Source organism: Actinokineospora bangkokensis, assembly GCF_001940455.1.
GTDB classification, from domain to species: domain Bacteria; phylum Actinomycetota; class Actinomycetes; order Mycobacteriales; family Pseudonocardiaceae; genus Actinokineospora; species Actinokineospora bangkokensis.
This window is the reverse complement of sequence record NZ_MKQR01000017.1, coordinates 237,965-259,637: the sequence shown is the minus strand read 5'-3', so window position 1 is coordinate 259,637 and position 21,673 is coordinate 237,965. Positions and strand designations below refer to the sequence as shown.

Annotated in this window: 14 protein-coding genes; 13 read left to right on the top strand and 1 reads right to left on the bottom strand. The window is 73.7% G+C overall.

Features of this window, described 5'->3' with window-relative positions:
* Nucleotides 1-94: 94 nt before the first annotated feature.
* The 3 genes from BJP25_RS17925 (at nt 95) to BJP25_RS17915 (ending at nt 3,873) form a co-directional block, all read left to right on the top strand.
* Nucleotides 95-868, top strand: coding sequence for an alpha/beta fold hydrolase (locus BJP25_RS17925; protein ID WP_075976200.1), 774 nt, complete (start codon nt 95-97; stop codon nt 866-868).
* Entirely contained in the window at nt 865-2,034 is a 1,170-nt protein-coding gene (locus tag BJP25_RS17920; protein ID WP_075976094.1) for a glycosyltransferase, read from the top strand. The genes BJP25_RS17925 and BJP25_RS17920 overlap by 4 nt, the downstream gene beginning before the upstream one ends.
* 81 nt (nt 2,035-2,115) lie before the next feature.
* Nucleotides 2,116-3,873 carry an ABC transporter ATP-binding protein gene (locus BJP25_RS17915; protein ID WP_075976093.1) on the top strand — a complete coding sequence of 586 codons (1,758 nt, stop codon included), beginning with the start codon at nt 2,116-2,118 and terminating at the stop codon, nt 3,871-3,873.
* A gap of 60 nt (nt 3,874-3,933) precedes the next feature.
* Here BJP25_RS17915 and BJP25_RS17910 read toward each other — a convergent pair whose 3' ends face one another.
* Nucleotides 3,934-4,755 (bottom strand): SGNH/GDSL hydrolase family protein, encoded by an 822-nt coding sequence (locus BJP25_RS17910; RefSeq protein ID WP_075976092.1) that lies wholly within the window; start codon nt 4,753-4,755, stop codon nt 3,934-3,936.
* A gap of 290 nt (nt 4,756-5,045) precedes the next feature.
* Between BJP25_RS17910 and BJP25_RS17905 the strand changes: the two genes are divergently transcribed.
* From BJP25_RS17905 to eccCa, 10 genes are all read left to right on the top strand, one after another.
* Nucleotides 5,046-5,825 carry an SDR family NAD(P)-dependent oxidoreductase gene (locus tag BJP25_RS17905; RefSeq protein ID WP_075976091.1) on the top strand — a complete coding sequence of 260 codons (780 nt, stop codon included), beginning with the start codon at nt 5,046-5,048 and terminating at the stop codon, nt 5,823-5,825.
* A 43-nt stretch (nt 5,826-5,868) separates the two neighbouring features.
* A complete protein-coding gene (locus BJP25_RS17900; RefSeq protein WP_075976090.1) occupies nt 5,869-6,711 on the top strand; it encodes an LLM class flavin-dependent oxidoreductase in 843 nt (280 codons plus the stop codon).
* An 89-nt stretch (nt 6,712-6,800) separates the two neighbouring features.
* A complete protein-coding gene (locus BJP25_RS17895; protein ID WP_075976089.1) occupies nt 6,801-7,169 on the top strand; it encodes a YciI family protein in 369 nt (122 codons plus the stop codon).
* Entirely contained in the window at nt 7,166-8,365 is a 1,200-nt protein-coding gene (locus tag BJP25_RS17890; RefSeq protein ID WP_075976088.1) for an RNA polymerase sigma factor, read from the top strand. The genes BJP25_RS17895 and BJP25_RS17890 overlap by 4 nt, the downstream gene beginning before the upstream one ends.
* 188 nt (nt 8,366-8,553) lie before the next feature.
* Nucleotides 8,554-10,845, top strand: a complete 2,292-nt coding sequence (locus BJP25_RS17885) for an MMPL family transporter (RefSeq protein WP_084794131.1) — start codon at nt 8,554-8,556, stop codon at nt 10,843-10,845.
* A gap of 818 nt (nt 10,846-11,663) precedes the next feature.
* On the top strand, nt 11,664-11,987 hold the full coding sequence (locus tag BJP25_RS17880) for a WXG100 family type VII secretion target (protein WP_075976086.1): 324 nt from the start codon (nt 11,664-11,666) through the stop codon (nt 11,985-11,987).
* A 37-nt stretch (nt 11,988-12,024) separates the two neighbouring features.
* Nucleotides 12,025-12,324, top strand: a complete 300-nt coding sequence (locus tag BJP25_RS17875; protein WP_075976085.1) for a WXG100 family type VII secretion target — start codon at nt 12,025-12,027, stop codon at nt 12,322-12,324.
* A 175-nt stretch (nt 12,325-12,499) separates the two neighbouring features.
* The gene (locus tag BJP25_RS17870; RefSeq protein ID WP_075976084.1) at nt 12,500-13,207 is read left to right on the top strand and encodes a hypothetical protein; all 708 of its coding nucleotides are present in this window, start codon (nt 12,500-12,502) and stop codon (nt 13,205-13,207) included.
* Between the two features lie 81 nt (nt 13,208-13,288).
* Nucleotides 13,289-17,626, top strand: coding sequence for a hypothetical protein (locus BJP25_RS17865; protein WP_075976083.1), 4,338 nt, complete (start codon nt 13,289-13,291; stop codon nt 17,624-17,626).
* Nucleotides 17,623-21,615, top strand: a complete 3,993-nt coding sequence (gene eccCa, locus BJP25_RS17860; RefSeq protein WP_075976082.1) for a type VII secretion protein EccCa — start codon at nt 17,623-17,625, stop codon at nt 21,613-21,615. Before BJP25_RS17865 ends, eccCa begins: the two co-directional genes overlap by 4 nt.
* Nucleotides 21,616-21,673 lie beyond the last annotated feature (58 nt).

Below are 21,673 nucleotides of genomic sequence, written 5' to 3'. Positions count from 1 at the left end.
CCTGCACACCCCCGCCACGCACACCCCCGCCACCCTCGAAGCCCCCACCCGGCCGCGGCGCAAGCGGCCCCGCTCCAACGTCCAGGCGGGCGAGCTGAGCACGCACGTGCAGCGGCTCCCCGGCGGTCGCGAGGACGCCCCGCTGGTCGTGTTCGTGCACGGCCTGCTCACCGACAGCCTCGCCAGCTACTACTTCACCCTGGCCCCGGACCTGGCCGCCGCGGGCGTGGACGTGCTCATGTACGACCTGCGCGGGCACGGCCGCACCGACCGCCCGGCCACCGGCTACCGGCTGGAGCGCTTCGTCGACGACCTGGCGAACCTGCTCGACGCCCTGGGCGAGCGGCGCCCGGCGCACGTGGTCGGCAACTCCTTCGGCGGCACCATCGCCGCGGGCCTGGCCGCCTGGTACCCGGAGAAGGTCGCCACCGCCACCATGATCGAGTCCGAGCCGCCCACGGCGACCTGGACCCGGCACATGTCCGCGGGCCTGGCCGACGCCAAGGCGCGGCTGGCCGAGGAGGTGGTGATCAACTGGATCGAGGACAACCACGGCGAGCACACCGCCCGGCTCTCCCGCGGCGCCAGCACCATCCTGGCCTCCACCACCCTGGCCGAGGACATCCCGCACAGCCGGGTGATCGGCGACGACCTCGCGGAGCTGACCTGCCCGCTGCTGGCCGTCTTCGGCGACGAGTCCGGGCTCAGCGAGCAGGTGCCCGACCTGCGGGCCCGGCTGCCGCGCTGCCGCACGGTCGTGCTGCCCGAGCAGGGCCACTCGGTGCTCATCGAGAAGCCCACCGAGACCCGCGACCTGGTGCTCGGCTGGGTGCGCGAGCACCACGCCGCGGTGGTGGCCGCGCGGTGAGCCGCTTCCTGCTCGTCGTCCCCCCGCTGGTCGGCCACATCAACCCGCTCGCGGCGGTGGCCGCCGAGCTGACCGCCCGCGGCCACGAGGTCGCCTGGGCGGGCACGCCGGAGCTGGTGGGCAGGCTGGCGGGGGACGGCGCGCGGGTCTTCGGCTGCGTCGTGCCCGGCACCGGGCTGCACCGGCCCCCGGACCTCACCGGCCCGGCGGCGTTCCAGTTCCTCTGGCGGGACTTCTTCGTGCCGCTGGCCGAGGCGATGGCGCCCGGCGTGGCGGCGGCGATCCGCGCGTTCGGCCCGGACCTGGTCGTCAGCGACCAGCACGCCGTGGCGGGCGGGCTGGTCGCCGAGCGGCTGGGCGTGCCGTGGTTCACCTCCTCCACCACCTCCGCCGAGCTGGCCAACCCGCTCGACGAGTTCCCCAAGGTCGCGCAGTGGCTGACCGGGTTGCTGGGCGGGTTGCGCGCCCGCATCGGCGACCCCGCCGCCACCCACGACCCCCGCTACTCCCCGCACGGCGTCCTGGGCTTCACCACCCGGGACCTCATCGGCGCCAAGGAGCTGCCCTCGGCCCGGGTCCACCTGGTCGGGCCCGCCATCGGGCAGCGCCCGCCGGACCCGGCGTTCGACTGGCCGGAGTTCGACCGGCCCACCGTGCTGGTCTCCCTCGGCACGGCCAACGCCGACACCGGCACCCGCTTCCTCACCGAGGCCGTCGCCGCCTTCGCCGCGCGCCCGCACCTGCGCGCGGTGGTGGTGGACCCGGGCGGCTGCCTCGCGGGCGCGGAACCGCCGCCCACGGTCGCGGTGCGCGCGCACGTGCCGCAGCTGGAGCTGCTGCCCAGGGTGGCGGCCGTGGTCTGCCACGCCGGGCACAACACCGTGTGCGAGTCGCTGTGGAACGGCAAGCCGCTCGTGCTCGCGCCCATCCGCGACGACCAGCCCATCGTGGCCGGGCAGGTCGTCGACGCGGGGGCGGGCGTGCGGCTGCGCTTCGGCCGGGCCACCGCCCGGCACATCGGCGCCGCCGTCGACGCCGTGCTCGACCCCGGCGGCGGCCACCTCGCCGCCGCCGAGGCGATCTCCCGCTCCTTCCGCGCGGCGGGCGGCGTCCCCGCCGCCGCCGACCACCTGGAATCCGCCCTCCTGACCGCCGTCGCGGAGTGAGCCGGGGCGCCCGCCCGACGACGCAGAGATCCCCACGACGCTGAGATCCCCACGACGCTGAGATCCCCACGAGGACGTGCGATGAGCCCGCTGTCTGTCCTGTTCAGCTACGCCCGGCCGCACCGGGGGGTGCTGCTCGCGAGCCTGGTCCTGGTCCTGCTCGCGGGCGGCTCCGGCCTGGTGCAACCGCTGGTGGCCCAGCACGTCCTGGAGGCGCTGGGCACCGGCTCGTCCGCGGTCGGGTGGCTGGTGCTGCTCACCGCCCTGGTGGTCGCGGGCGCGCTGCTGACCGGGGTGCAGTCGTGGTGGCAGCAGCGCACCGCCGAGCGCGTCGTGCGCGACGTGCGCCGCGACCTGGTGCACCGGCTGATCCGGCTGCGCGTGCCCGAGCTCGACCGCCGCCCGCCCGGCGACCTCACCGCCCGCATCACCTCCGACAGCACCCTGGTGCAGAAGGCGGCCACCGAGGGGCTCGTGCAGGTCGCCAACGGGGTGCTCACCACCCTGGGCGCCGTCGTGCTCATGGGCGTGGTCCACCTGGGACTGCTCGGCGTCACGCTGGGCGTGCTGGTGGTGGTGGCGGTGCTGATGGGCTTCGTGCTGCCCAAGATCCGCGCGGCGGTGGCGCGGGCGCAGGAGTCGGTGGGCGCGATCGGCGCCGCGGTCGACCGGGTGCTGGGCGCGGTGCGCACGGTCAAGGCCAACGGCGCCGAGCAGCGCGAGACCGACACCGCCAACCAGGCCGTCGAGCGCGCCTACGAGGCGGGCCTGTTCGGCGCCCGCTACGTGGCCATGGTGTCGGTGCTGACCGGCCTGGCGATCCAGGCCGCGTTCCTGTCCGTGCTCGGCGTCGGCGGCGCGCTGGTGGCCTCGGGCAGCATGACGGCGCCGCAGCTGATCGCCTTCCTGCTCTACGTCTTCTACCTCGCCAGCCCGCTGGCGTCGCTGGCCTCCGGGCTGAGCACCCTGCAACAGGGCCTCGGGGCGGTGAACCGCATCGACGAGGTGTCGCGGATGCCGGTGGAGGACGACGTCGACGGCCCCGTCGGGCCGCCCGCCACCACCGCGCCGCCGCGGGTGGAGTTCGACGGCGTGGAGTTCGCCTACCCCGGCCGCGGGCCCGCGCTGCGCGGCGTCACCTACACCGTCGACCCCGGCACGCGCACGGCGCTCGTCGGCCTGTCCGGCGCGGGCAAGACCACGATGTTCGCGCTGCTCCAGCGCTTCTACGAGCCCACCGCCGGGCAGGTGCGCATCGACGGGGTGGACATCGCGACCCTGCCGCGCGCCGAGGTGCGCAAGCGGATCGCCTACGTGGAGCAGGACTCCCCGGTGATGGCGGGCACGCTGCGGGCCAACCTGCTCTACGCCGAGCCGGACGCGGCCGAGGCCGACATCGCCGAGGTGCTGCGGGTGACCCGGCTCGACGCGTTCGTCGCCCGCCTGGAGCACGGCCTCGACACCGAGGTCGGCACCCGGGGGGTCACCCTCTCCGGTGGTGAGCGGCAGCGGCTGGCCATCGCCCGCGCGCTGCTGCGCAAGCCCGGGGTGCTGCTGCTCGACGAGGCCACCGCCCAGCTCGACGCGCGCAACGAGCAGGCGCTCGGGGAGGTCGTGGAGCAGGCCTCGCGCCGCTGCACGGTGCTGCTGATCGCCCACCGGCTCTCCACAGTCACCAGCGCCGACCAGATCCTGGTGCTGGAGCACGGCCTGGTGCGCGCCCGCGGCACCCACGACGACCTGGTGCGCACCGATCCGCTCTACCGGGAGCTGGCCGCCACCCAGATGCTCGTGCCCGGTGACGTCGAGCCCACCGACATCACCGGCGTGGCCGGGTAGGTGGGGCGGGCAGCAGGACGGGCCGCCCGCACGCGCGAGCGGCCCGTCCCCGGTCCGGTGCTACGCCTGCGCGGCGCGCGCGGCCATCCCGTTGATGGCCTGGAAGATGCCCTGGTGGCCCGCGGTGTTCGGGTGGTAGGACTCGTTGATCTTGTCCCACTCCAGGCTGGTCACCCAGGTGGTGCCGCCCGCGCAGATGGCGTGCGGGTCGAACAGCGGGCGCACGTCCAGGAACGTCAGGCCCGCCGCGGCGGCGCGCTGGGACATGATCCCGGCCAGGGTGTCCGAGGCCGAGTTCAACGCGGTGCGCTCGGTGTCGGACAGGCCGAAGATGCCGCAGTTGCCGCCGATCTTGTACAGCCGGGGGTAGCCGACCACGATGATCTGCGCGTTCGGCGCCGCGGCGCGGACCTGGGCGTAGAGCGTGCCCAGCGCCGGGGAGAGCTGGCTGGTGGCCGCGGCCTTGGCCAGCTCGACGCCGTTGACGCAGGCGGCGTCGTCGATGGTGAGGATGCAGTTGGTCAGCACGTCGACGAACCCGACGTCGTTGCCACCGACCTGCAGGGTGACCAGGGTGGTGTTGGGGGTCACCTGGGCGAGCTGGCCGGGGATGTCCGCGGTCGTGGCCCCCGAGCAGGAGGCCTCGACGAAGGCCTTCTCCGGGTGCGCGGCCGCGTAGAGCCGGGTGTAGGCCAGCGGACCGCGGCGGCAGGCGTCGTCGGGGTTGTCGTAGCTGCGGGTGCCGACCGCCACCGCGTAGGAGTCGCCCAGTGCGACGTACTTGCCCGCTGCCTGCGCCTGGGTCGCCGAGGCCTGGGAGGCCAGGGCGAGCGAGGACGCCGCCGCGAGCAGGACGGGGAGCAGGGCCCGTGTCATGCGCATGACGTGGTTCTCCGGAGGGGAGTTCGGATGGGACACCACAAGAGTTAGCAGCAGCGCTGGTGGGTGAATACCCCACTTCTGCTGAACATCGGCAGATATTTGCGCTAGCACCCAGTGCTTGCGCCGGAAGGAGTCCAGCCCGCGACCGAATGCCGTGGTGCCACCGGATCGCACTGTCCACACAGGAATGGACGGGGTGGTCCGGGGCTGTGGCGCACCCGGGTCCCGCGGGTGCCGGGCCGCCGGTGGTGGTAGAGAAAGGGGTGACGGCGTTGGGAGAGGAGCGGGACGTGCGGCTGGACCTGTCGGGGAAGACGGCACTGGTGACGGGGTCGACGCAGGGGATCGGCGCGGCCATCGCGGCCGGGCTGGCGGCGGCGGGGGCGCGGGTGGCGGTCAACGGCCGCTCGGCGGACTCGGTGGCGGCGGCCGTCGAGGGGATGGACGGCGACGTGGTGGCCGCCCCCGGCGACCTGTCCACCGAGGAGGGCGCCGCCGCCGTGCTCGACGCGCTGCCGTCGGTGGACGTCCTGGTGAACAACCTGGGGATCTTCGGCGCGCAGGACCCGCTGTCCATCAGCGACGACGAGTGGCGCCGCTTCTTCGAGGTCAACGTCCTGTCCGCGATCCGGCTGACCCGCGCCTACCTGCCCGGCATGGTCGAGCGCGGCTGGGGGCGGGTGCAGTACATCGCCAGCGACTCCGCCGTGGTGATCCCCGCCGAGATGATCCACTACGGGATGACCAAGACCGCCCTGCTGGCGACCTCCCGCGGCTTCGCCAAGGCCGCCGCGGGCACCGGCGTCACCGTCAACTCGGTGATCGTGGGACCCACGCACACCGGCGGCGTGGAGGACTTCGTCTACTCCCTCGTCGACAAGTCCCTGCCGTGGGACCAGGCGCAGCGGGAGTTCATGCGCCTGCACCGCCCGCAGTCGCTGCTGGGCAGGCTCATCGAGCCCGAGGAGGTCGCCAACATGGTGGTCTACCTCAGCAGCCCGCTGGCCTCGGCCACCACCGGCGGCGCCCTGCGCGTCGACGGCGGCTACGTCGACTCCATCCTGCCCTGAGAACCCGGTTGCGGCCCCCGCGCGGGGTGCGCAGGGTGGTGGTATGCGCTTCTCGGTGAACATCCCCAACTTCGGCGACTTCGCGGACGCGCGGGTCGTCGCCCGGCTCGCCGCGGCGGTGGAGGGGGCCGGGTGGGACGGGCTGTTCGTCTGGGACCACCTGGTGCACGTCAAGGCGAAGCGGCGGGTGATCGCGGACCCGTGGGTGCTGCTCACCGCCGCCGCCCTGGCCACCGAGCGGATCAGGCTCGGCACGCTGGTCACCCCGCTGGCCCGGCGGCGCCCGCAGCAGGTGGCCAAGCAGGTCGCCACGCTCGACCGGCTCACCGGCGGGCGGATGGTGCTCGGCGTCGGCCTCGGCGCGCCCGTGCAGGACGAGTACGGCGACTTCGGTGAGCCCACCGACCCCCGCCTGCTCGCCGCTCGCCTGGACGAGGGCCTGGGGCTCGTCGACCGCTACTGGTCGGGCGAGGAGGTCACCCACTCGGGCACCTTCTACCGCGCCGAACAGGTGACCCTGCTGCCCACGCCGGTGCAGCGGCCCCGCGTGCCGGTGTGGGTCGCGGGCTACTGGCCCCACCGGGCGCCGATGCGCCGGGCGGCCCGGTGGGACGGGGTCGTGCCGCTGTTCGAGACCGCGCGGCACGGCGTCGTCCCCGACCCGGCGCAGGTGCGCGAGCTGGTCGGGTTCCTCGGGTCGCCGCCCGCGCCCCACGAGGTGGTGCTCGGCGGCCGCACGGAGCCGGACAGCGCGGCGGACGTGCTCGGGCCGCTGGCCGAGGCGGGCGCGACCTGGTGGGACGAGCGGCAGCCGATGGACTCGCCGGGGCTCGACAGCTGGGAGTCGGTGCTGCGGCGGGTCGAGGCGGGGCCGCCGCGGGTCTGACTGGCAGGATTGCCCGCGCGCGGGGTGTAGGACCGGGGGCGGCGGCTCCGACCTCCTGGTGATCCAGCGGTCGACCTGAGGAGACGGACGTGAAGTTCCTGCTGATCATGCACATGAACCCGGTGGTCTGGGACGGGCTCACCGAGGCCGAGCGGCAGGCCGTGATGGACGGCCACGACCGGTTCATCGCGACCATCACCGAGTCCGGCGAGATGATCAACACCCAGGCCCTCGGGGACCCCGTCACCAGCGCGGTGGTGCGGGTGCGCGACGGCGCCCCCGTGGTCACCGACGGCCCCTACACCGAGGGCAAGGAGTTCCTGGCGGGCTTCTACTTCGTCGACGTCGCCGACCGCGGGCGGGCCCTGGAGCTCGCCGCCATGATCCCCGACGCCGCGGTGGCGGGGATGGGCGTGGAGGTGCGGCCGGTGATGTTCGCGGCGGGCCCGGACCTGTGACCGGCGGGGTCGAGGACCTGCTGCGCGAGCACGCGCCGCGGGTCCTCGCCCTGCTCGTGCGCAGGCACGGCCGCTTCGACATGTGCGAGGACGCCGTGCAGGAGGCGCTGCTGGCCGCGGGCACCCAGTGGCCGCGCGACGGCGTGCCCGCCAACCCGTGGGGCTGGCTGGTGGCGGTGGCCTCGAACAAGCTCACCGACGCCTTCCGCGCCGAGACCGCCCGCGCCCGCCGGGAGGTCGCCGCCGCGCGCGCCGACCCCACCGACGCCGCCGAGGTCCCGGCCGCCGACGACACCCTCGACCTGCTGTTCCTGTGCTGCCACCCGGCACTGACCGAACCGTCGCGGGTAGCGCTGACGCTGCGCGCGGTCGGCGGCCTGACCACCGCCCAGATCGCCGCGGCGTTCCTGGTGCCCGAGGCCACCATGGGCCAGCGCATCACCCGCGCCAAGCTCAAGATCCGCGACGCGGGCCTGACCGGCGGCGGCGACCCCGCGGCCCGGGTCGGCGCCGTGCTGCACGTGCTCTACCTGGTGTTCAACGAGGGCCACACCGCCTCCTCCGGCGCCGACCTCGCCCGCCCCGAGCTGACCACCGAGGCCATCCGCGTCACCCGCCTCGTGCACACCCTCGCCCCGCGCGACGGCGAGGTCGCGGGCCTGCTCGCCCTCATGCTCCTCACCGAGGCCCGCCGCCCCGCCCGCACCCGCCCCGACGGCTCCCTGGTCCCCCTCGCCGAGCAGGACCGCGCCCGCTGGGACCGGGCGATGATCGCCGAGGGCAGCGCGCTGGTCGAGGACGCGATGTCCTGGGCACCCCTGGGCCCCTACCAGCTCCAGGCCGCCATCGCCGCCCTGCACGCCACCGCCCCCGACACCGCCGCGACCGACTGGCCCCAGATCGCCGTCCTCTACCGCATCCTCGAACGCCTCACCCCCAGCCCGGTCGTCACCGTCCACCGCGCCGTCGCCGTCGCCGAGGCCCACGGCCCCGCCGCGGGCCTCGCCCTGCTCGCCACCATCGCCGACGACCCCCGCATGAGGACCTACCACCGCTTCGCCGCCGTCCAGGCCCACCTGCTCGAACGCGCGGGCGACCCCACCGCCGCCCAGGCCGCCTACCGCCGCGCCGCCCGCCTCACCCTCAGCACCCCCGAGAAGCGCTACCTCGAACGCCGCGCCGCCGCCCTGGGCTGACCACCGCCCCCGCGCCGAGCGGGTGACGCGGGTCGCCGGGGGTGGTGCTCGGGGGGTTGTGGGAGGACACTGCTGCTGGGGTCGGTGGGGACCTCCAGCGGTGGCGGGCGCCCGCGCACAAGTCGGCCGCGCACTTTTGTCACCCGTGCACGTATTCGCCGCTGCCCTGGTCAACTAGGCTCTGGGCGGTGCGGGCTCTTGCGACCTTCTGCTTCCGCCACGCGCGACTGGTGATCGTGGTGTGGCTCGCCGTGCTGGCCGGGGTGACCTTCGGGGCGCAGTCGGCCGGGGTGGGGTTCCGCGACGTCCTGCAGCAGCCCGCCTCGGACAGCTCGACGGCCCAGGACCTGCTCCAGCAGAGCGCCGGGGGGATCGGCGGGTCGACCGAGCGGGTGGTGTTCGAGACCACCGGGGTGCCCGTGGTCGACGCGTCGGTGCGGGCCAGGGTGGAGCCGGTGCTGGCCGAGATCGCCAAGCTCCCGCACGTGGAGTCGGTGGTCTCCCCCTACAGCCCCGAGGGCGCCCAGCAGGTGTCGCCGGGTGGGCAGGTCGCCTTCGCCAACGTCACCTTCGACGTCAAGGCCGACGACCTGACCTCGCAGCAGGCGCACGACTTCGTCGACGTGGCGACCCGCGAGCAGGGCGGGGTGCTCAAGATCGCCGTGGACGGCGCGGTGGCCTCCCGCACGCTGGCCCCGCCGAACCTCGACGACGCCGGGCTGGGCCTGGCCGCGGCGGCGATCGTGCTGCTGTTCACCTTCGGGTCGCTGTTCTCCATGCTGGTGCCGATCCTCACCGCGATCATCTCCGTCGGCACCGCCATCGGCGTGGTGGGCCTGATGACGCACGTGATGGACGTGCCCACGGTCAGCCAGGAGATCGTGGTCCTGCTCGGGCTCGGCGTGGGCGTCGACTACGCCCTGTTCATCGTCACCCGCTACCGGCAGGCCCTGGTCAGCGGCTCGCGCCAGGAGGACGCGCTGGGCCTGGCCGCGTCCACCTCCGGGCGCAGCGTGCTGTTCGCGGGCGTCACCGTGTGCGTGGCGCTGCTGGGCCAGTTCACCATCGGCATCGGCTTCCTCAACGGCATCGCGATCAGCTCCAGCATCGCCGTGCTCATGACGATGTTCGCCGCGCTGACCCTGCTGCCCGCGCTGCTGCGCGTGTTCGGCGTGCGCATCCTGTCCGCCTCGGTGCGCCGCGACATGAGCGTGCGCCACCGCAAGGTGCTGCCCGAGGGCAGGCGCTGGGGCACCCTGGCCCGCGCGGTCACCAAGCGGCCCGGCATCAGCACCCTGGTCGCGCTGCTCATCATCGGCGCGCTGACCCTGCCGGTGTTCTCGCTGCGCCTGGGCATCCCGGACGCGGGCCTGCTGCGCGAGGAGGCCACCACCCGCCAGGCCTACGACATGCTCAGCAAGGGCTTCGGCCCCGGCTTCACCGGCCCGCTCGTGGTCGTCGGCCGCGCCGACACCGCCGCCGAGCGCGCCGCGGCCGAGGAGGTCCACCGCGAGATCGCGGGCCACGACGACGTGGAGCTGGCCGTCCCGCCGGTGGTCAGCCCCACCCGCTCCGGCGGCCAGATCACCGCCGTCATCGTCTACCCGAAGAAGACACCCCAGGACCCGGCCACCGAGGACCTGGTCAGGTCCCTGCGCGACGACGTCATCCCGCGCGCCACCGACGGCACCGGCGCGCAGCTCTACGTCGGCGGCGTCACCGCCGTGCAGATCGACTTCGCCCGCGCCATCACCGACCGCCTCCCGCTGTTCCTGTTCACCGTCGTGGCCATCTCGTTCCTGCTGCTGGTGATCGTCTTCCGCAGCATCCTCATCCCGCTCACCGCCGCGGTGATGAACCTGCTCGCCGCCGCCGCCATGTTCGGCGTCCTGGTGGCGGTGTTCCAGTGGGGCTGGTTCGGCATCGCCGCCACCGGCCCCATCGAGCCCTACATCCCGGTGTTCCTCTTCGCGGGCCTGTTCGGCCTCTCCATGGACTACGAGGTCTTCCTCGTCAGCCGCATCCAGGAGGAGTACCACCGCCGCGGCAACACCGTCGAGGCCACCGTCAACGGCCTCGCCGCCACCGGCCGCACCATCACCGCCGCGGCCCTCATCATGGCCCTGGTCTTCTTCTCCTTCGTCACCACCGGCGAACGCCTCGTCCAGGAGTCCGGCCTCGGCCTCACCGTCGCCGTCCTGCTCGACGCCGTCGTCATCCGCATCGCCCTCGTCCCCGCCGTCATGGCCATCTTCGGCAAGGCCAACTGGTGGCTCCCGGAGTGGGTCAACCGCATCCTCCCCAAGCTCGACGTCGAGGGCACCGGCCACAGCCACCGCCTTGAGGACCCCGACGAGCCCCAGGGCCCGTTCGACTGGTTCGCCCCCGCGGTGGAGCAGGTCCCGCGCGAACCGCGCCAGATCACGGGGCAGGTCATCGAGGCCGACGTGCAGATGTCCGGGGCGCACTACCGGCGGTGAGCGTGGTTCGGGGTCGCCTCGCCTTCGGCTTCGGCGTGTGAAAAGCCCGGTCGTTTGGTGGCTGGCTCGATGTGGTGGTTGCGCTTGACCGGGGCCCCTGCGGCGATCATGTGCTCGGGGTGGGGAAAAGGTGAGGCCTGCGGCCCCACCCCCCGCCGTGGGTAGCACATGATCGCCTTCCCCGGTCAAGCACAACCACCGCATCGAGCAGGGCCGTAGCCGGGCCGCCGAATCCGTAGGTGGGCGCGCTGCTTCCCACCTTCTGCTGACCGTGACATGGCTGGCTTGAAGGGCGGCGGCTGCGCCGCCGCCAAGCCGCTTCCCGGGTGCGTCGGCGCAGCCGCCGCACCCCCACACCGTCCCCGGCTCTCGTCCTTCGCTTTTCCCACGACGCAAGCACTTGCGGACCGGGTAGCCCGGCTACGGCCCTGCTCGATGTGGTGATCTTGTTTGGGTGGGGTAGGCGATCATGAGCTACCCTGTCCGGGTTGAGCGGGGCTCTTTTGGCCCCAGCTTTTCCCGCTCTCTCAGCTCATGATCGCCGTAGGGGCCCCGCCCAAACGGGATCACCACATCGAGCCCGCCTCGAAAATCCCGGCCTTTCCCCCCGACGCCGAAGGCGAGCCGCGGCCACCCCCCGGACCCGGTTCCGGTACCCACTCGCACGCCGCTGACCTGCGGACCCTGTCCGGCAGGGGTGTTCGGGCACCTTCGCGGGGTGTTCGGGGAAGCAATCCGTGGTGGGTCCTTCACCGGGTGCGGGCGACTCGTGAGACTCGGGGCCGTCCAAGCGTCGTCAAGTGATGAGGGAGGACCGCATGACCAACCCGGTCAGCACAGACACACTCGGCATGCAGCGGGCGGCCCAGCAGTTCGAGGCCGCCTCCAGCGAGTCCACGGGGCACCTGCGCTCGGTCAACGAGACGATCCTGGCCCTGCAGTCGACCTGGAAGGGCGACGCGTCGAACAACTTCAGCCGGGCGATGAACGACTGGGAGAACCAGTTCCAGATCATCATCAACGAGCTGAACAACATGATCCAGGTGATGGGCGGCAACGCCAAGGCCTACGACGCCGCCGAGCAGGAGGCCGTCAACCTGGCCCCGCAGTTCGGCTTCGCCGACGGCCTGCCCGGGCTCTGACCCGCCACCACGAGACCAGCGAAGGAGGGCAACCGCGATGACCCAGTACGACTTCAGCTTCAGCGCCGCCGACGCGACCCGCGACCAGATGGCCGCGATCACGCTGCGGATGCAGACCATGCTCCAGGAGCTCGACAACAGCGTCCGGGGCAGCCTGCAGCAGTGGACCTCGGCCGCGCGCGACCAGTACAACGTCAGCCAGGCCAAGTGGAACGCCGCCGCGAACGAGATGCCCAAGTGCCTCAACCGCGCGGAGATCGCCCTGAACGAGATCTCCAACGGCTACCTGCGCGTCGAGCACACCGGTGTGAACATGTGGCAGGGCACCGGCCTCTGAGCCGCTGCCGGGGCCCGCTGCCCGCGGGCGGGTCGGCCCCCGGCGACCAGGGCACGAGCAGTCGGAGGACGGGATCGGGCCGCGGGCGGTTGCCGCCGCGTCGCCCCCGGTTCGCCCGTCCCCTCCCCGGCCACGAACAGGCCACCGGCACTGACAGACCACAGGGGTGGTGAGCATGAGCTACAAGGACCCGTCCACCGGGTACGTCTTCGACAAGGGCTACTACGACTTCGTCGACCAGGCCAACGCGTCGAAGCACAACTCGATCCCCGGTCCCCACGGCACCTGGCGCGACGCGTCGGGCTTCGACAAGGAGCGGTTCGAGCGCGAGGTCGCGGCCTGGAACGAGTACCGCGACGAGCAGGTCAAGCGGATCGAGAGCAACCCCGAGTACGCCGAGAACTCCTCGGAGTACAACAACGACGTGCCCACCGAGTCGACCTTCCAGGTCAACGACGACGGTGTGCCGCCCCCGCCCGCGGTGCCGGGCCCCGGCGCCGACGGCGGCAAGGACACCCGGGTGAACACCGCGGCGTTGCAGACCTTCGCCGAGAACATGACCGTGCTGCGCGGCCACCTCGACAAGCCGCTGGCCGACCTCGACGGGCTGTTCGTCGCACCGGGCACCTTCGCGGTGGCCAACAAGGTGCGCTCGGCCATCGGCGGCGGTGAGATGGGCGGCAAGGGCCTGGCCAAGGACACCCACGAGTTCATCGGCAACCTGCAGGACGCCCTGCAGCTGGTGACCGAGGCCGTCGGGCGGATGAAGACCGAGTACGACAGCGCCGAGGAGCTCAACTCGATGACCTCGGAGAAGCTCAACAAGAACTTCTCCGACGTCAACAGCGAGATCACGGGGTTGGGCGCCACCGGCTCGATCTGACGCGGTGCGCCCGGTGGGTCTGATCCTGTTCGCAAGTGGACTGTTCCGGACGGTCCTCCGAGTGGCGGTTGAGGGGCTGCGGTGACCACACCCACGGACGGCGACGGCTTCGACGTCCCCGGTGAGAACGATGACTCCGGCTACTGGGGCGACGGCCCCGGCAGCTCGTCGGACCCCAAGGACTACATGGGGTGGGACTGGAAGCACATCAAGGCCGCCGTCGTGGGCTCGGCCGCGGTGCCGACCCAGGGTGACGACGCGGTCAGCGAGCAGGAGCGCGCTGACCGCGTCCACTCCATCGCCGACCCGAGCACGTTCTACGACGCCGCCAACAAGATCAACTACACCCGCGGCGTGCTGGAGATGGTCGCCGAGTCGATCCAGGCCCAGGCGCGCTCGCTGGTGGGCGAGAACGGCCCGTGGCAGGGCGAGGCGGCCACGGCGTTCCAGCAGAAGATGGAGCTGCTCTCGGCCTACGTCAAGGCGCGCGCGACCCAGCTCGGCGGCGGTCCCAGCGGCCGCACCGACGTGGCCAGGCAGCTGCACCTCAACGGCCAGCAGCTGGCCTGGGCGCAGCACCAGATGGAGGCCATCGACGGCTGGTACGCCCAGCAGGCCATCAACGCGGGCGCCCCGGTGATGGACAACGGCCTGGTCATGGTCTCGAAGAAGCCCGAGATCGTGAAGATGATGACCGACGACATGCGCAACGTCATCTCCAAGCTGGCGGGCGAGTACGTCATCACCATCGACAGCACCCCGGTCGTCGACCCCACCCAGTTCACCGGCCCCGGGCCCGGCGGCGGGGGCGACGGGCCGGACATCCCCGACTTCGAGTACCCGCCGCCCCCGGACTGGAAGTTCGAGCAGCCCCCGCCGTTCGACTACAAGCCGCCGCCCACCGACCAGTACCAGGAGCAGCCCCCGCCGTTCGACCAGACGCCCCCGCCTGGCGGTAACGACTACAACCCCCAGGACTTCCCCGGCGGCGACATCCCCGGCGGCGGTCCCGGCAGCGGCAACCCCGAGAACTTCAACCCGGAGTCGTTCCCCGGTGGCGACATGCCCGGTGGCGGCGACGGGCCCGGCGCGAACAACTTCTCCCCGGAAGCCTTCTCCGGCAGCGACGTGCCCGGCGGCGGGGACTTCAACCCCGAGGCGTTCCCCGGTGGCGACATCCCCGGCGGTGGCGGCGACCAGGCGGGCTCCAGCGTCTTCGACCCGGAGGCGTTCCCCGGCGGGGACATGCCCGGCTCCGGTGACACCGGCGGCCTGGGCGCCCCGATGCCGCTGGCGCCGTTCCCCGGCGGGGGAATGCCCACCGGGCAGAACCAGAACCAGAACAACAGCGGCGCCAACACCACCACCCCCTTCCCCCAGGGCGAGGGCCTGCCGGAGCTGGACGGCGTCGAGCCGCCCGCGTCGTTCCCCGGTGGCAGCGAGTTCCCCGGTGGCGCGGACTTCCCCGACGGCGCGGGCCTGCCCGGCGGCGCGGGTGGGCTGGGCGACATCGGCGGCGTGGACGCCCCCGGCGGCCTGGGCGACGTGTCCCCGTTCCCCGGTGGCAGCGAACTGCCCGGCGAACTCCCCGTGACGGACCCCGCGGAGTGGGCGGCGGGCGGCACCATGCCCTCCGGTGGCAGCCTCGGCAACGGCTTCGGCTCGCCGGGTGGCATGCCCATGTCGCCCCCGATGGGCATGGGCGGCGGTGGCAACCCCGGCGCGGCCGAGCGCTCCGACGCCTCCGGCCTGCTGGGCAACGAGATCGCCCCCTGGACCGGCGGCAGCGACTTCCCCGGCGACCCCTCCGCCATCGAGACCCCCTCCACCAACCCCGCCGACTGGGCCGCGGGCGGCAGCATCCCCGCAGGCGGCAACCTCGGCGACGGCTTCGGCTCCCCGGGTGGCATGCCCATGTCGCCCCCGATGGGCATGGGCGGCGCGGGCAACCCCAGCGCGGCCGAGCGCTCGGACTCCTCGGGCCTGCTGGGCAACGAGCTCAAGCCCTGGGAGGGCGGCACCGAGATCCCCGGCGACCCCACCGCCGTCGACGCCCCCGCCCTCGACCCGGCGGAGTGGGCGGGCGGGACGCCGACGCCGCAGCTGGGCCAGTTCCCGGGCAGCGGCGGCGGCATGCCCGGCATGCCGATGGCGCCGGGCATGGGCGGCGCTGGGAATGGTGCTGCCGCTGAGCGCTCGGACTCGTCCGGCCTGCTGGGCAACGAGCTCAAGCCCTGGGAGGGCGGCGAGGGCATCCCGGGCGATCCGTCTGCTGTGGACTCGCCCGCGCTGGACCCGGCGGAGTGGGCCGGTGGTACGCCTGCGCCGCAGGTGGGTCAGTTCCCGGGTAGCGGTGGTGGGATGCCCGGTATGCCGATGGCTCCGGGTATGGGTGGCGCTGGGAATGGTGCTGCCGCTGAGCGTTCGGACTCGTCCGGTTTGCTGGGTAATGAGGTGGCGCCGTGGGATGGCGGTACCGGGATTCCCGGTGATCCGACCGGGGTTGATGCCCCGGCGGTGGATCCGGCGGAGTGGGCTGGTGGTACATCGCCGCAGGTGGGTCAGTTCCCGGGCAGCGGTGGTGGGATGCCAGGTATGCCGATGGCGCCGGGCATGGGTGGCGCGGGCAATGGCGCTGCCGCTGAGCGTTCGGATTCTTCAGGCCTGCTGGGTAATGAGGTGGCGCCGTGGGATGGCGGTGCCGGTATCCCGGGTGAGCCGACCGGTACTGACGCCCCCGCTGTCGACCCGGCCGAGTGGGCCGGTGGCACGTCGCCCCAGGCGGGCCAGTTCCCCGGTGGTGGCGGTGTGCCCGGTATGCCGATGGCGCCGGGTGCGGGTGGCGCTGGGAATGGTGCTGCCGCTGAGCGTTCGGACTCGTCCGGTCTGCTGGGCAACGAGGTGGCGCCGTGGGCTGGCGGTACCGGGGTTCCCGGTGAGCCGACCGGTACTGACGCCCCCGCCGCCGATCCGGCCGAGTGGGCCGGTGGCGCGCCCGCGCCGCAGCTGGGGCAGGTGCCGGGCGGGGGCGTGCCCGGCATGCCCATGGCCCCCGGCGCGGGCGGCACCGGCGCGGCTGCCGAGCGCTCGGACTCGTCAGGTCTGCTGGGCAACGAGGTCGCGCCCTGGGGCGACGGCACCGGTGTCCCGGGTGAGCCGACCGGCACCGACGCCCCCGCCGCCGATCCCGCCGCGTGGGCGGACACCCCGGGCGCTCCGGTCGCCCACGGCACCGGCGAGGGCGTGCCCGGCATGCCCATGGCCCCCGGTGCCGGTCAGGACACCCCCGCCGCCGAGCGTTCGGACGCCTCCGGGCTCCTCGGCAGCGGGTCCGCTCCCTGGGCGGGCGCTGACGTCCCCGGCGAGCCGTCCGGCACCGAGGCGCCTGCCGCCGCCCCCGCGGCGTGGGCGGGCGAGGCCCACGCGGGCGGCATGCCCCTCGTCCCCGGGGCTCCCGGCGGTGACGAGCCCGCGGCCGAGCGTTCGGACGCCTCCGAGCTGCTCGGCCAGGAGCAGAGCCCCTGGGCGCCCGCCGACGTCCCGGGCGAGCCCGCGCAGGGCCCCGGCGGGTGGAGCGGGGTGCTGCCCGCCGCCGGGGTGGCGGCCGCCGGGTTCGCCGCGGGCGCGCTGGTGAACCGGCGCCGGGGCGCCGAGCGCGAGCCCGGACCCGCCGAGGGCGTGCGGGGTGGCGACGGGGCGTGGGAGCCCACCGCCGTTCCCGGGGAACCCTCGACGAGCCGGTGGTACCCGGACAAGACCGGACAGCCGGACCAGGGCGCGCCCGCGCCGGGTACCGTGCCGGGCGTGACCGCGGCCGCTTCGCTGGAGACCTCTGTGGACGCGCCCGCCCACGAAGCGGGGTGGGCCGTGCGCCAGGACGACGAGTGGGCGGCCGTCGGGCCGCGGGCGGGGTCGTGGGCCTCCGGGGCCGACGACTGGGCCGCCCCGGCAGCGCCGCCCGCCGCCGCGGCCCCGCAGGCCGAGCAGCGGGTGGAGCAGCCCGCCGCGGGCCGGGTCGCCGTGGTCGCGGTGGATGCCGAGCGCGCCGACGCGCGGTCGTGGGACATGGCGATGCCGGGCCTGTTCGCCGTGCCGCTGTCGGTGCCGCCTGCCGCCGAGCAGCCCGTGGAGCAGGCGGCACCGGACCACACCGAGCGCAGCGCCGAGCCCTGGGTGGGCGAGGAGCCCGCCGACCAGCGGGAGACCTTCCAGCGGCGCAAGCCGGTCGAGTCCGGCGAGCCGGAGCGGCGGCCGGTGCTCTGCGGCGCCGGGTTCGTCGAGGACGACGAGGACGAACCGCAGCCCGAACCCGAGCCCGAGCCCGACGCCGAGGAGGAGCGCACCTCCGCCGACCTGCTCAAGCAGACCGGTGACGTCTGGGGCTCCGGCGGGTCGACACCGTCGGGGGTGCTGGAATGAGCACGATCACCGTCAAGCGCCCGCCGCGCGCGGCCGGGCCGGAGATGCCGCGCGGCCAGGTGGAGCTCCAGGAGCCGCCGGTGATGGCCGAGCCCGCGCAGCGCGACTTCAGCTCGATGCTGATGTACCTGCCGATGGGCATCGGCACCATCGCCATGGTCCTGATGTTCTCCATGTCCAACGGCTCGCCGCTGATGTACGTCATGGGCGGGGCGATGGGCACCGCGATGATCTGCATGAGCCTGAGCCAGCTCATCCGCCCCGGCGCCGACCGCAAGCGCAAGATGCAGTCCGAGCGGCGCGACTACCTGCGCTACATCGCCCAGCTGCGCACCCAGGCCCGCGAGGCCGCCGACGAGCAGCGCCGGGCCGTGGCCTGGAACAACCCCGACCCGCAGTGGCTGTGGTCGGTCGCCACCGGGCCCCGGGTGTGGGAGCGCCGCGGCGGGCACGACGACTTCGCCCGCGCCCGCATCGGCCTGGGCACCCAGGCCGCGGCGCTGGAGTTCGTGCCGCCCTCGACCAAGCCGATCGAGGACCTGGAGCCGCTGTCGTCGGTGTCGCTGCGCCGGTTCAGCGAGACCTACCGGGCCGTCGGCGGCATCCCCACCTCGGTGGGCCTGCGCAGCTTCACCAGCGTGGAGTTCGCGGGCGACCTCACCGCCTCGGTCGGGCTCGCCAGGGCCGTGCTGGGCCAGCTGGTCACCTTCCACGCCCCCGACGAGCTGCGCGTGGCCGTGCTCACCCCGGAGGAGACCCGCCCCGAGTGGGACTGGGTCAAGTGGCTGCCGCACAACGCCCACCCCACCGCCCGCGACGAGGCGGGCCCGCTGCGCATGCTCGCCGCCGAGCACGACGACCTGATGGCGCTGCTCGGCCCGGACGTCACCGACCGCGGCGACCACGACAAGACCGCCCGCCCCGGGGTGGCCGAGCCGTTCATCGTCGTGGTGGCCCACCTCGGCTCGATCCCCGAGTCGTCCCGGCTGCTCGGCGCGGGCCTGCAGAACGTCGTCCTGCTCGACATCACCGGCGCCCTGCGCGGCGGCCCGAAGGTGCTGCGCCTGCACTGCAAGGGCGACACCGTGGAGTTCCCCGCGGGCGAGGGCACCGGCACCGCCGCGCGCGACGCCATGTCGCTGGTGCAGGCCGACACCCTGGCCCGGCTGCTGTCCCCGATGCGCACCGGCGGCAGCGTCGACGTCACCGAGGAGCCGCTGGAGTCCGACTTCGAGCTGACCACCCTGCTCGGCATCCGCGACCTGCACACCTTCGACGTGCAGGCGCTGTGGCGCCGCCGCACCCCGCAGCGGGCGCGGATGATGGCCCCGATCGGGGTCACCGGCGACGGCGAGGTCATCGAGCTCGACCTCAAGGAGCCCGCCCAGGGCGGCATGGGCCCGCACGGCATGCTCATCGGCGCCACCGGCTCCGGCAAGTCCGAGCTGCTGCGCACCCTGGTCTGCGGCCTGGCCGCCACGCACTCCTCCGAGGTGCTCAACTTCGTCCTGGTGGACTTCAAGGGCGGCGCGACCTTCCTGGGCATGGAGAAGCTGCCGCACACCTCGGCGATGATCACCAACCTGGCCGACGAGCTGCCGCTGGTCGACCGCATGCAGGACTCGCTCAACGGCGAGATGACCCGCCGCCAGGAGCTGCTGCGCGCCTCCGGGCACCCGTCGCTGTTCGAGTACGAGAAGGCCCGCGTCGGCGGCGAGCAGCTGCCCCCGCTGCCCACCCTGTTCCTGGTGGTCGACGAGTTCTCCGAGCTGCTGACCGCCAAGCCGGAGTTCATGGAGCTGTTCGTCTCCATCGGCCGCCTCGGCCGCTCGCTGGGCGTGCACCTGCTGCTGGCCTCCCAGCGCCTCGACGAGGGCCGCATCCACCGGGTCGAGGGCCACCTGTCCTACCGGATCGCGCTGCGCACCTTCTCCTCCATGGAGTCGCGCAGCGTCATCGGCGTGGCCAAGGCCTACGAGCTGCCCTCCGAGCCGGGCAACGGCTACCTCAAGCTCGACACCACCAACCTCATCCGGTTCAAGGGCGCCTACGTCTCCGGCCCCTACACCGTGGCCCCGCCGACCGGCGAGGACGAGCGGGCCGCCGAGCCGGTGCAGCGGGTGGTGGCCTTCGAGACCAGCGCCCGGCCCGACCTGGGCGAGCTGGCGGTGGCCGAGGCCGAGGCGGTGGTGGCCGAGTCCGCCCCCGAGCCGGAGCCGGTGGCGGTCAACGACAAGACCCCGTCGCTGATGGACACCCTGATCAACCGGTTGCAGGGCGCGGGCCCGCCCGCCCGCCAGGTGTGGCTGCCGCCGCTGGCCGCCTCGCCGTCGCTGGACTCGCTGCTGCCCTCGGTGCTGCCCGACCCGGTGCGCGGCATGATCGTCGACGACCCGTCGGTGCGCGGGCAGCTGCGGGTGCCGCTGGGCATGATCGACCGCCCGTACGAGCAGCTGCGCGAGCTGCTGGTGGCCGACCTGTCCGGCGCCGACGGGCACGTGGCGGTGGTGGGCGCCCCGCAGACCGGCAAGTCCACCCTGCTGCGCACGCTGATCCTGGCCCTGTCGGCCACCCACACCCCCGAGGAGGTCCAGTTCTACGGGCTGGACTTCGGCGGCGGCGGCATCATGTCGATCTCCGGGCTGCCGCACGTCGGCTCGGTGGCCACCCGCCTGGAGCGCGACCGCGTGGTGCGCACCATCGAGGAGCTGGTCGGGGTCATGGAGCGGCGCGAGGCGCTGTTCACCGAGCTGGGCCTGGACTCCATCGCCGACTACCGCGAGCGGCACCGGGCCGGGGAGTTCGAGGACGCCCACGGCGACGTGTTCCTCGTCGTCGACGGCTGGTTCTCGCTGCGCCAGGACTACGCCGAGCTGGAGACCAGGATCAACGAGCTGGCCTCGCGCGGGCTCAGCTTCGGCATCCACGTCGTCGTCGCGGCCAACCGCTGGTCGGAGATCCGGCCGTGGCTGCGCGACCTGCTGGGCACCCGCTACGAGCTGCGCCTGGGCGACGCGATGGAGTCCGAGGTCGGCTCGCGCAAGGCGGCCACCGTGCCCAACCAGCCCGGCCGCGGCATCACCACCGACGGGCTGCACTTCCTCACCGCGCTGCCGCGGCTGGACGGCAGCTCCGACACCACCGACCTCGCCTCGGCCACCAAGGCCATCGCCGAGGAGGTGCGCACGTTCTGGCCGGGCCGCTCGGCCCCGCCGGTGCGGCTGCTGCCGACCCGCCTGGACGTCGCGGAGCTGCCCGCCCCGGAGCACGACCCGATGCGGATGGTGCTCGGCTACGACGAGCAGCGCCTGCTGCCGGTGTGGCACGACTTCGGCGCCACCCCGCACCTGATGGTGTTCGGGGACAACGAGACCGGCAAGACCAACCTGCTGCGGCTGGTCATCGAGAACGTGCGCCGCCGCTACGCCCCCGGCCAGGCCAAGATCCTGCTCGGGGACTCCCGCCGCGACCTCGACACCGCGGTCAGCGACGACTACCGCATCGGCTACGCCATCACCGCCGACAGCCTGCACGAGCTGATCGGCAAGGCGGCGGTGTCGATGGGCCGCCGGGTGCCCGGCGAGGACGTCGCCCCCGACCGGCTGCGGCTGCGCGACTGGTACACCGGCCCCGAGCTGTTCGTGGTGATCGACGACTACGAGCTGCTGGCCAGGCCGATGGGCATGGGCTCGGCGCTGGACCCGGTGCTGCCGCTGCTGGCCCAGGGCGTGCACATCGGCCTGCACGTGGTCATCGCCCGCTCCACCTCCGGGGCGATGCGCGCCATGGTCGACCCGGTGCTGCGGCGGCTGTGGGAGCTGGGCACGCCCGGCCTGGTGCTGGCCTACCCCAAGGAGGAGGGCAAGTTCCTCGGCGAGGCCCAGCCGCGCAAGCTGCCCCCGGGGCGCGCGCAGCTGGTGACCAGGCGCGGGGTGAAGCTGGTGCAGACGGCGCTGGTGCAGGCCGACGTGCCGGTGGGTGGCCGGTGAGCCCGGGCGGGCCGCCGGGCGGCGGGGCAGGACGAGCGGAGCGGGACGGGGAGGAGCG